This is a genomic window from Tissierella pigra (assembly GCF_018917845.1).
In the GTDB taxonomy this organism is placed as follows: Bacteria; Bacillota; Clostridia; order Tissierellales; family Tissierellaceae; genus Tissierella; species Tissierella pigra.
Map to the genome: position 1 here is coordinate 92672 of NZ_JAHLPJ010000001.1, position 12579 is coordinate 105250.

9 protein-coding genes are annotated in these 12579 nt (G+C 31.4%); all 9 read left to right on the plus strand.

Annotated features, from left to right (window positions below):
• The first annotated feature begins 75 nt into the window (after positions 1 to 75).
• The 9 genes from pepF (at position 76) to KQI41_RS00470 (ending at position 12566) form a co-directional block, all read left to right on the plus strand.
• Positions 76 to 1890: an oligoendopeptidase F gene (pepF, locus tag KQI41_RS00430; RefSeq protein ID WP_154439614.1), complete on the plus strand. Its 1815-nt coding sequence runs from the start codon at positions 76 to 78 to the stop codon at positions 1888 to 1890.
• Positions 1891 to 2076: 186 nt separating this feature from the next.
• The gene (locus KQI41_RS00435; RefSeq protein WP_154439613.1) at positions 2077 to 3687 is read left to right on the plus strand and encodes a PucR family transcriptional regulator; all 1611 of its coding nucleotides are present in this window, start codon (positions 2077 to 2079) and stop codon (positions 3685 to 3687) included.
• An 85-nt stretch (positions 3688 to 3772) separates the two neighbouring features.
• Entirely contained in the window at positions 3773 to 5125 is a 1353-nt protein-coding gene (locus KQI41_RS00440; RefSeq protein ID WP_216584567.1) for an amidohydrolase family protein, read from the plus strand.
• A gap of 2 nt (positions 5126 to 5127) precedes the next feature.
• Positions 5128 to 6276 carry a M20 family metallopeptidase gene (locus KQI41_RS00445; RefSeq protein ID WP_216584568.1) on the plus strand — a complete coding sequence of 383 codons (1149 nt, stop codon included), beginning with the start codon at positions 5128 to 5130 and terminating at the stop codon, positions 6274 to 6276.
• Between the two features lie 125 nt (positions 6277 to 6401).
• Complete coding sequence (locus KQI41_RS00450) at positions 6402 to 7604, plus strand: hypothetical protein (protein WP_216584569.1); 1203 nt, start codon at positions 6402 to 6404, stop codon at positions 7602 to 7604.
• 92 nt (positions 7605 to 7696) lie between these two features.
• Positions 7697 to 9379 carry a sensor histidine kinase gene (locus KQI41_RS00455; RefSeq protein WP_244971075.1) on the plus strand — a complete coding sequence of 561 codons (1683 nt, stop codon included), beginning with the start codon at positions 7697 to 7699 and terminating at the stop codon, positions 9377 to 9379.
• A 10-nt stretch (positions 9380 to 9389) separates the two neighbouring features.
• Complete coding sequence (locus KQI41_RS00460) at positions 9390 to 10157, plus strand: LytR/AlgR family response regulator transcription factor (protein WP_216584570.1); 768 nt, start codon at positions 9390 to 9392, stop codon at positions 10155 to 10157.
• Between the two features lie 126 nt (positions 10158 to 10283).
• Positions 10284 to 11699: a carbon starvation CstA family protein gene (locus tag KQI41_RS00465; protein WP_154439607.1), complete on the plus strand. Its 1416-nt coding sequence runs from the start codon at positions 10284 to 10286 to the stop codon at positions 11697 to 11699.
• A 183-nt stretch (positions 11700 to 11882) separates the two neighbouring features.
• Positions 11883 to 12566: a phosphoribosylaminoimidazolesuccinocarboxamide synthase gene (locus KQI41_RS00470; RefSeq protein WP_154439606.1), complete on the plus strand. Its 684-nt coding sequence runs from the start codon at positions 11883 to 11885 to the stop codon at positions 12564 to 12566.
• Positions 12567 to 12579: the final 13 nt, after the last annotated feature.

Below are 12579 nucleotides of genomic sequence, written 5' to 3' on the forward strand. Positions count from 1 at the left end.
TAGAATTGTTGTAATATTCTTATCTTTATAATATAATTTACTTAGATACTCGAACTAATTTTAAGGAGGGGTACAATGCCAAAAGTTTTATTGGAAAGAAAAGATGTAGATGTAAATCTTACATGGGATTTATCAACGATTTTTAAAACTGAGGAAGAATTTGAAGCAGTAGTGAGTAAAGCACAAAGACTTACAGAAGAACTAGAAAAAGAGTTTAAAGGAAAGCTGAATAATTCAAAAGCAATCAACAGTTGTTTAGATAAGCTAAGAGAAATAACTCAGCTATCTATGCTTGCAAGTACATATGCGTACCTTGCAGTGGCAGTAGACCAGACAAATGTAGAAAATCAAAGTAGACAAATGAAGTTATCTAATATATCATCTGATATTCAAAGTAAATTAAGCTTTGTACAATCTGAAATAATAGAGGCAGATGAAAAAATAATAGAAGCGACAATAGAAGAATCAAAAGAAAACTCAGGATACCTTAAGGATATAATTAGACAGAAAAAATATGCCTTACATCCAGAGGTGGAAAAAACATTATCTGCATTATCAGGTACTTTAGGCGCTCCGTATCAAATTTATAATCGTGCCAAATTAGCAGATATGGATTTTGGTACTTTTGCTGTAGACGGTAAGGAGTATCCTTTAAGTTTTGGCCTATTTGAAGATGAATGGGAATATGAACATGATACCAAAATAAGACGAGCTGCCTTTGAAGCTTTTTCTAAGAAATTAAGAGAATATCAGCATACTATAGCAGGAGCGTACCATACTCAAGTACAAAAAGAAAAGACATTGGCTACTTTAAGAGGATTTGATTCAGTAATTGACAGTTTATTATTTCCACAGGAGATAACTAGGGAATTATATAATAGACAAATAGATGTAATAATGGAGCATTTAGCACCACATATGAGAAAGTTTGTAAAATTACTTCAAAAAATTCATGGCATAGAAGAAATGACCTTTGCAGATTTAAAATTAGATGTAGATCCTGACTTTGAACCAGAAATATCTGTTGAAGAGTCTAAAAAGTATATTAAAGGAGCATTGGGAGTTTTAGGAGATGATTATTTAGAAGTTATTGAAAGGGCATATAATGAGAGATGGATAGATTTTGTTCAGAATAAAGGTAAATCCACAGGAGCATTTTGTTCAAGCCCTTATGGAAGTCATCCATTTATATTGATCTCTTGGACAGAAAGAATGAGAGAGGTCTTTGTATTAGCTCATGAATTAGGTCATGCAGGACATTTTTACTTGGCTCAACGAGAGCAAAATATATTTGATACAAGAGCTTCTCAGTATTTCATTGAAGCACCATCAACTATGAATGAAATGCTTATGGCAAATTATCTAATGAAAACAATGGATGATCCTAGGATGAAAAGATGGGTACTATCCTCTATAATATCTCGTACCTACTATCATAACTTTGTGACTCATTTATTAGAGGCCCATTATCAAAGAGAGGTATATAAAATAATTGATGAGGGTGGAAGTGTACAAGCTGCTACATTAAATAAACTTAAAAGAGAAACCTTAGAGAAATTCTGGGGAGATACTGTAAAGATTAATGAAGGTGCGGAACTTACTTGGATGAGACAGCCTCACTATTATATGGGACTATATCCATATACCTATAGTGCAGGACTTACAATTGCTACAGAAGTAAGTAAGAGAATTTTAACAGAGGGACAAGACGCATTAGATGATTGGAAGAAGGTTTTAAAGGCAGGAGGAACTAAGACTCCAGTAGAATTAGCACAAATGGCAGGAGTAGATATAACTACAGATAAACCACTATTAGATACTATAGCACATATAGGAAGTATAATAGATGAAATAATTAAGCTAACAGAAGAAATAGAGGAAAAGCAGTAAAAATAGAGATAAAAAATAATCACTCTGTACTGGATGTACAGAGTGATTAAGATTAACTAACAAATTTATACCGTAACCACACTATGCAGATCGGTTACATTGCTTATATTATACCAAATTACTGATTAAAGTAAACGCACTTTGGGGAAAATTAAGATAATCAATATCTAGGATGTGAGCTATACAATGATTAAAGTTAAGGATTTACTAGAACAATTTGAAGATTTTAAAGTATTAGCTGGTGAGAAAGGATTAAATAAAAATGTAAGTACAGTTAGTATTATGGATGCTCCAGACATATATAATTGGATGAAAGGTGGAGAATTTTTAGTCACTACAGGATATATAATGAGGGATAATCCTTTGGAACTAAAGAATTTAGTTATTAAGCTACACGAAAATAAAGCGGCAGCTTTAGGAATAAAGGTAGGCAGATTTATCGAAAAATTGCCAGACGAAGTAAAAAGAATAGGTGATGAATTAAATTTCCCCATTATATATGTACCTAAGAACTATGCCTTTACAGATATTATAAACCCTGTTCTTTCAAGAATAGTTAATGAACAGGCTAAGAAGTTAATGATGTCTGAAGAAATACATAAATCTTTTACACAAATAGTTATACAAGGGAAAGGAACTTCCCATATAGTGGATACATTATATAAGATATTAGACAAAGATATAGCTTTTATAGATTTAGTCTTTAATAGAAATTATATAAGATGTACGTCTGATAAATTTAAAGAGGATATAGACAATTTAGGGATTAAAAACATATCAGATAAATACTATAGTTATCCTGTTCAAATAGGAAGTTCTATTTATGGATATTTAGTAGTAGAGAACTTGCAAGAAAAACCATTGGAAGATTTAGATAATATAACTATAGAACATGCCAGTACCGTTCTTAAACTTAATATTCAAAAAGAAATATCCAATCATCAAATAGAACAAAAGTATAGGGATGAATTTATTCAGGATTTAATAATAAACAATATAAAAACTGTAGAGGAAGCTAATAATAGAGCAGCATTATATGGCTGGAAAATAGAAAATGGGTTAATTTGTTTAATAGTTGATATAGATAATTTTAAAGAAAAGTTTATTACTCTAGAAAACACACAGGAGCTAGAAAGTGAAAGGGATAAAATCTTTAGACTATCAAACTTTAAGATGAAAAGAAGCTTTAAACAGTGTTTTTATACAATTTACAGTGATAATATTGTTTTTTTAGTAGAGCCAGATGAAAAGCCTATAGAGAATTTTACCAAAAGATTAGAAAATGTTGCTGAAGAATTAAGGAGAGAAATTAAAGAAAACAGTAAATTTACAGTTTCCATAGGTATAGGGACTTACCAAGAATCCATAATAGATATTTATATTAGTTTTGTAGAAGCTCAAAAAGCTGTGAGAATAGGAAGAACAGTTTACGAGAAGGATAAGATTTATAGTTATTCTAAACTAGGCGTATATAAAATGTTATATAATCTTTCTTTAGAGGAAGATACAAGCAGATTTTGCAGTGAATATCTGCAAAATCTACTGGATTATGATAATGAGAATAACTCTGCGTATATGGAAACTTTAAAGACAATAGTTAAAAATGATTGGAATTTAAAACAAGCTTCAGAGGAAATGTTTATTCATTATAACACTATAAAATATAGATTTAACAAGATTTGTGAAATTATAGATTTAGATTTAGGCAATAGGGAGGATAAATTTAAAATAGAACTTTGCTTAAAATTAATGAATATGAGTAAACAATACTCTTTGTACATGAAGACTAAAATATAGTCTTCATTTTTATACTCTAAATACAGTGTGGATATTGTTAATTAATTATATAATACAATTAATTAAATACTGAGGAGGAAATATAATGTATAAAACAAAAGTAGGTATGTTAAAAGATGTATTGGCTTCAGTGAAAGAAAGTAATTTATCAGATCCATTTAAAGATTTAGAAAAGACAGGAAGAATTATATTAAAAGGTGGATTGGTGGTAGATCCTAAAAATAATATAGAAGAAGTACTAGATATTGCTGTATTAAATGATGAAATCGTTGAAGTAGGAAAGGATATTTATGTAGAAAAAGGCGATATGGTAATAAATTGTGAAGGATTATTAGTAACTCCAGGAATAGTAGATATGCACCTTCACTTAGGGGACTTATTTGAAGTAAGTACAGATCCTATGTATGGAGCAGTGGCGAATGGAGTGACTATGGGGCTTTCTCCAGGAGCAGGAAATACATTTATGGCACCAGCACTATTAGGAGCTGAAGTAGATAGAGGATTACCAGTAAATATTGGAGTATACCAAGGGGCTGCCAGTGTATTATCTACTATGTTATCAGTGGAGGAGTTAATCAAATTATATAAAGGTGAATTAGATGAAGAGACTGCATCATCAAGAATGACTAGAAATTCAATTACAAATACTACAGCACCATTAGTAGTAGGTATAAAAGATCATATGGGTCACTTTATAATGTCTGATGAAAATATAGAGAAAATATTTGAAATAACTTCAAAAGCTAAATTACTATATATGACTCACACTCAAGACCCAGCTCATGCAATTAGATTAGTAGAATTATCTAAAGGAAGATCTCTTCATTTAGGACATACAACAGCTGCTGGATGTGGTACACATATGGATGCAGTAGAGGGTATGAAAACTGTAATAGATCTATGTAAAAATGAAAATGTAACTGGAGAGTTTGTAACTACTATGTTGAGACAAGGTGGTGGAAGTAGAGAAGGACTTATTCTGCCTAAAAAATCTCAAGAATTATCCTATGAAGCCTTAGAAAAAGGAATAGTAGATGTTTTAATATCTGATGGGCAAAATGATGCCACAATGAAAGGATTTGGAGATACAAGGGATAATATTCCTGCAATACTGGAATTATCAGAAATGGGAGTTTTAAGTTTAAGTAAATCAGTGGCTACTATGACTTCTAATCCAGCAAAATTAGTGGCTGAGAAGACAGGAAATGACTGGTGGACAGAAAAAATAGGACATTTAGGAAAAGGTGCCTTAGCAAACATAACTGTAATCAATATGGATGTAAAGTCAGCAGTTTATACTATGGTAAATGGAGAAGTAGTAGGTTTTGAAAATAGAGCAGTAAGACGTGGAAGCGGAGCAGGAGGATTTGTAAGTAAGTTTGGTATGGTTAGAAGAATCGGAGTAGGAGATTTAGTAATGTTTTCATACAAGAGATAAGAATGGAATTAAGAGAGGAAGTCGTTTTAATGTATACTACAGAAGACATATTAAAGAGATTGGTAAAAATTAATTCTACTAATTTACCAGGAAATGAAATGGATATGGTAAAAGAAATACTACAATTTTTTCCCAAATCAATAAACTATGAAATAATAGATCATGGAAATAACAGAGGTTCTCTAATAATAGAACTAGAGGGAATTAAGAAGGAAAAAGTTGGATTTATTGGACATATAGATACTGTACCAGTAACAGATGAAGAAAGCTGGGTACACCCTCCATTTGAAGGGATAATTGAAAATGGATATATGTATGGCAGGGGAACATCTGATATGAAAGGGGGAGTTACTGCTATGATAAAAACAGCCCTGCATTTCATAGAAAATGGCATAACTCCCCAACATACACTTAAATTTGTTTTCACAGCTGATGAGGAGTCAGGAGGACTGGGAGTACGAACTTTAAGGGACAAAGGGTTATTACAGGATTTATCTAAAGTGTTTATTACAGAGCCTTCTGATGAAGAAATTGGTATATGCGAAAAAGGAACTCTTTGGCTAAATGTTTCAATTAAAGGAAAATCTGCTCACGGGTCTAAGCCACATTTAGGTATAAATGCCATAGAAAACTTATATGAGTATATAGATAAATTAAAAAGCACATTAGATTTAAAAAAGACACATGAATTTTTAGGAAGTTCAAGTTTTGCAACTACTACTATTCATGGCGGAGTAAAAACAAACATTATACCAGAAGATGCAAATGCAACTTTAGATATAAGAACTATTCCAGGTTTCAGCCATGAACAAATCATAGAAAATGCGCATAAAATTGCTAAAGATATGGAAAATAAAAGCCAAGGAATGGTTATACAGGTAGTAGTAGAAAATAACAGACCACCTTTAACCATGGATAAGGAAGACAATTTTATAAAGGAAATAGAAAAGGTATTTAATAAATTGTCTTATCCAGTAAAATTTAAAGGAATAAACTTCTATACAGATGCTTCACAGCTTATTCCTTATCATAATATTCCATTTGTAATACTAGGACCTGGTGAAGAGAATATGTGTCATCAGAAAAATGAAAGGATAAAAATTGAATCTATTGATAAGATGACTAAGTTTTATATTTCTTATAACGAATAAGAAAGTTCCACTTTTATCTTTTATAAATAATGAGCTTTCTGTAAATGAGTTTCAATAAAAACTACATTTAATGCTTAGATAGAGGATTTTGTTATAGTACTGATTAATAAAATTGGAGGATTAATATGGAAGATATGAAGACTAATAAAAAACAATATAAAACAGGTTCTTTGCCAGGGTTTATCATATCCATAGGTATAGGACTTCTAATCTACTTGGTTCTAAGTGGAATGACTTTCCAGACTAACTGGTTAGACTATAACACTATAGTAACCAATGCAGATAGTAATATTTTCTATAAGTTCATTTGGTACATTATGAACTTTACAGAAGCACAGTTTTATGCAGGAGTATTTGCATCACTAGGATTAATTCTAGGAGGTATAGTAGCTTGGAGATTAGATGTTAAAAACTCCGAGTTAGCAGGATTTAATGTTTGTTATGGTTCAAATATGTTTCCTTGGGTATTAGCTTCACAGTTATTATCACTATTTATTGCAATATTTATTTTAAAATATACATCATTATTTGGAAGTGGAGAATATACTTGGTTACCAACATTCATTACTGTAGTAGGAGCACCTCCAGCCATAATGCTGTTATATGGACCTAGTATAAAGGCATTGCTTACAGGTTCTATATTAGGTGGAATCATGGGATTCCCAGTGGCGTTCTGGATTTCAAATAATATTATTCCAGTATTAGAAGTACCAGGAGTAGTTTCAAATGTATTTACTATGACAATAACAGGACTAATAGTTTGCTGTATAGCTAAGGCATTGCCTTGGATGGAAAAGGTTCCAGCAAAACCATTAAATAGACCTGTAAAGTCAGAAAAAGAAACTTTAGAAGAAATGGAAAAACCATTATGGACTGTAAGAAGAGTTTTAGCAGACTTTTCTGAAGCTCCATTTTACGGAAATGAAATAGCTGGATTATTTGTTATATTGGGAGCCTGTCTTGATTGGGTACTAAATGCAAATCATGGTGCATATGCTTCAGGTGCCATTCCAGCAATTATATTATCACAGTTTGTAGGATCAGCAGTAGGAGTATTTTTATACTTCAATAAATATGTGGAAAAAGGATGGTATGGAACTTATGTGCCAGTAGTAAGTGTTGGACCAGCTTGTGTTCTAATGTTTGGTGCAACAATTCCAGTAGCAATTACAGCTGGAATATTAGGTGGTATTATAGGTCCAGCTTTAGCTGAATATTTCTGTGATAAACTTCCAGAAGATTATCATCCTACAATTGGGAATGTTACATCAATGGGAGTTACAACAATAGTGGTATCTATGATAATAAAAGTACTTCCTTGGTTTTAAATAAAACACAAAAAAGTTGAGCAGGCCTGCTCAACTTTTTTGTGTTTTATATGATATACTAATGAATATAAAATATTAGAAGAGGTGTTATTTTGTTAGTTTTTTTACTTAGAAATTTAACTACTCGAGTAGGGATTCTTTTAATTTTAGCTCTTTTCTTGTCTAGAATAGGTATATTTAGGAAGCTGGTATCAAAGGAAAATATAAATATTAAAGAGAAGGTTCTTCTATCTATTATATTTGGAGGATTTGGGATAATTGGAACTTATAGTGGTATTCATATACAAGGTGCCATAGTAAATTCAAGAGTAATAGGTGTATTTGTAGGAGGTTTACTAGGAGGTCCTATGGTAGGTGCTTTGTCTGGAATCATAGCAGGAGGACATAGATATATTATAGATATTGGTGGATTTACGGCTTTTGCTTGTACTATATCTACTTTAGTAGAGGGAATAATGGCAGGGCTTTTAAAGAAAAGGTTTGAAAATACTTCTCGTAGAGTAGCATTTTCTTTAATCTATGGTGGAATAGCTGAATTAATCCAGATGATAATAATTCTTTTGGTTGCTAAACCATTATCTGACTCCTTATTGTTAGTTAGGACAATTGGAATCCCTATGATTACAGCAAATGCTATTGGAATAGCTTTTTTTATTGCCATAACAGATACTATATTTAAAGAAATTGAAAATGAAGCAGTTTATCAAGCACAATTGGCTTTGAAAATAGCTGATAAAACCTTGGCATATTTTAGAAAGGGATTTAATGAGGAGACGGCTAGAGATACGGCGAAGATAATCTATGAAATGACCAATATAAAAGCTGTGGCATTTACTGATACAGAAAAAATATTGGCACATGTAGGTATAGGTGAAGACCATCATTTATCAGGCAGTCCCATAAAAACCAATTTAACAAGAGAGGCACTACAAACCAATAAATATATAGTGGCAAATGTACAAGATGAAATAGGATGTGAAAACCATCAATGCCCATTAAAATCTGCTATAATTGTACCTATACGAGAAGAAGATAAAGCCATAGGCATATTGAAGCTGTATAAAGGAAAAGAAAACTCAATAACAAAGGTGGAAATTGAATTGGCCTTAGGATTGGCACAGATATTCTCTACCCAAATAGAATTAAGTAAAATTGATTATCAAAGAGAGTTATTGTCTAGATCTGAATTAAAAGCTTTACAATCTCAAATAAATCCGCATTTTTTATTTAATGCTATAAATACTATCGTTTCTTTAACTAGAACTCAGCCAGATGATGCCCGTAGACTTCTTATACATCTAGGAAACTATTTTAGAACTAATTTACAGCAGGAATTAGATGTGGTGGATTTGCATAGAGAAATAGAGCATATAAACTCCTATGTGGAAATTGAAAAAGCGAGATTTGGAGATAAGCTAGAAATTTTCTATAATATTCCAGAGGACATTGACTGTATGCTTCCACCATTAATTATTCAACCTTTAGTGGAGAATGCAATTAAACATGGAGTATTAGGAAAAGTTGAAGGGGGAAAAGTTGAAATAATTGCAGAAAATAATGAAGATGAAACAAAATTAATTGTAAAGGATAACGGAGTGGGAATATCCGAAGAAGACTTAAAATATCTATTTGCTGGAGACTCCCATAGGGAAAGAATTGGTATTAAAAATGTAAATGAAAGATTAAAAAACAAATATGGTCCAAAATATGGGCTAAAAATTGAATCTGAATTAAACAAAGGTACCATAGTAACTATTGTAATTCCTAAGTATTAGGAGGGATTAGATGAAGAGGTGTTTAGTAGTAGATGATGAAAAACCAGCAAGAGAAGAATTAATATATATTTTAAAGGAGATAGAAGGTATAGAAGTCATAGGTCAAGCCTCTCATGGAAAGGAAGCGTTACAACTAATTGACAGGTTTAAACCAGATATTGTATTTTTAGATATTCAAATGCCAGAAATGAATGGTATAGAAGTAGCCCGAAAGTTACTTAATAAAGAATATACTCCTGAAATAATATTTGTAACTGCCTATGATAAATTTGCTGTACAGGCCTTTGAGGTAAATGCCATAGATTATTTATTAAAGCCAATATCTGAAGATAGGCTGAAACAGCGTCTAGAAAGCATGGTTAAGGAAGATAAACATAATGAAAGTTTAGACTATGATAAGTTAAAGGCTTTAATCTGTTCCATAAAGCCAGAGACGGCAGATAAAAAAATGAGAATTTCTTTTCATCAAAATAATAGACTTATTCCAGTGGATATAGAAGATATTATATATATAACCATAGAAAATAAAAGTACAATAATCTTTACTAGCAAAGGGAATTTTGATACAAATCATACTTTAAATGAGTTGATGGATAAATTAGATAATAATGTATTTTTTAGGTCACATAAATCCTATATAGTAAATTTAAACTATATAGAATTTATAGATCCTTGGTTTAACTACACTTACAATATACATTTAAAAAATAGTGATGCTATAATACCAGTAAGTAGATCTTATGTAAAGGATTTTAAGGAAATTATGAATATTGAATAAATGTATTTTAGACTGTTATATTGCATCTTAGATATAAATTAATACATTTTGTCAAAAAAACCACATATATTATATTCTCTTATTATATTATTATAATGAAAGAATATTATATAAGGAGGTTTTAAAATGTTTCAATTTATTCTTGGAATTATAGTACTTATAGCAGGTTACTTTATCTATGGAAAAATAGTAGATAAACATTTTGGCATTGATGACACTAGGGAAACTCCAGCTACAAGACTGGAGGATGGCATAGATTTTGTACCTATGAGCTGGGGAAAGATTTTCTTAATCCAACTACTTAATATAGCAGGATTAGGACCAATTTATGGGGCAATTCAAGGAGCCTTATTTGGACCAATGGCATTTGTATGGATTGCACTAGGATCAGTATTTGCAGGAGCAGTACATGATTACTATTCAGGAATGTTATCTTTAAGACATGACGGACAAAGTATATCAGAAATTACAGGTATTTACTTAGGAGAAGGTGCAAGAAAGGTAATGAGAGTATTCTCTGTTGTATTACTTGTATTAGTAGGTACAGTATTTATGACTGGACCAGCTACATTGATGGGAAGTATAAAATTGTTTGGGCTAGGTAATGCGGACATATGGTTAGCAATAGTATTTGTATACTATTTCTTAGCTACGATATTACCTGTTGATAAGATAATTGGTAAAATTTATCCATTATTTGGTGTAGCTTTACTTACAATGGCAGGCGGAATTGGTACGATGATCCTGGTAAAAGGATATAAATTACCAGCATTTACAGTACAAAGCTTACATCCAAGCGGATTACCAATATGGGCAATTTTATTTACTACAATAGCTTGTGGTGCAATTAGTGGATTCCATGCTACTCAATCACCAATGATGGCTAGATGTATGACGAAAGAAAGCTATGGTAGAAAGATATTCTATGGTTCTATGATAGCTGAAGGTATAATAGCAATGATTTGGGCAGCTGCTGGAATGGTGTTCTTTAACGGTATCCCAGGATTATCAGAAGCATTAGCAAATGGTGGACCTGGTGGAGTAGTAAATACTATTTCAACTTCTTTATTAGGACCAGTAGGTGGAGTATTAGCAATGTTAGGAGTTATAGCTTGTCCTATTACTTCAGGTGATACAGCGTTTAGATCTGCAAGACTTACAATAGCAGATGCTATGAACTATGAGCAAGGACCTATAAAGAAAAGATTAATCTTAGCTCTACCACTATTTGTAATTGCATTTGGACTGACTAGAATTGACTTTAATATTATTTGGAGATATTTTGCTTGGTCAAATCAAACATTAGCGATGATTGTTTTATGGACTGCATCAGCTTACTTAGTTAAAAACAATAAGAGTCATTGGCTAACAACTATACCAGCAACATTTATGACTGCAGTATCTGCAACTTATCTTTTACAAGCACCAGAAGGATTTAAGCTATCTACAACAATTGCATATCCTGTAGGAGCAGCTATAGCTGTCTTAGCAATTGCATTTTTCCTTGTAAAGATAAAGGATAAGAAATCTGTAAAGGCATAGAATTAAATAAATAATGAACACTTCTAAAAGAGATGGATTTCCATCTCTTTTTTGCATTATAAGGATAAAGAAGAAAAATTTTTAAGTTATTATATTGAAATTAATTTTAAACTATGCCTTGATAGTTTTTTTAAAAAAATATATAGTATTATTAGAAAATCTTTTTATAAAGGAGCCAATAAAATGAATTTAGTTTATGAGGGAAAAACAAAAGACGTATATGAATTACAGAATGGTAATTATCTATTAAAATTTAAGGATGATGTAACTGGAACAGATGGAGTATTTGATCCTGGTGCCAATACTGTTGGACTAACCATTGAAGGAATGGGAAAAGCTGGACTTAGACTTACAAAGTTTTTCTTTGAAAGATTAAATGAAATGAATATACCAACTCACTATGTAGAATCAGATATAGAGAACGCTACTATGACAGTTCTTCCAGCTAAAATGTTTGGAAAAGGTGTTGAAGTAATCTGTAGATATAGAGCAGTAGGTAGCTTCCTAAGACGATATGGAATGTATGCTACAGAAGGACAGAACCTAGATGCTTATGTAGAAGTTACATTAAAGGATGATGATAGAAATGACCCTCTTATAACAGATGAAGGTTTAGAGATGTTAGGAATAATGAGTAAAGAAGAATATAAGATTTTAACAGATTTGACTAAAAAGATAGGTAAAGTAGTTAAAGAGGAATTGGCTAAAAAGGGAATGGAACTATATGATATTAAATTTGAATTCGGAAGAGTAGGAGAAGATAATCATATAGCTTTAATTGACGAAATATCTGGTGGAAATATGAGAGCATATAAAGATGGAGAATATATAGAGCCATTAGAATTGGAAAAAATAATGTTATCATAAAAAAATATACCTA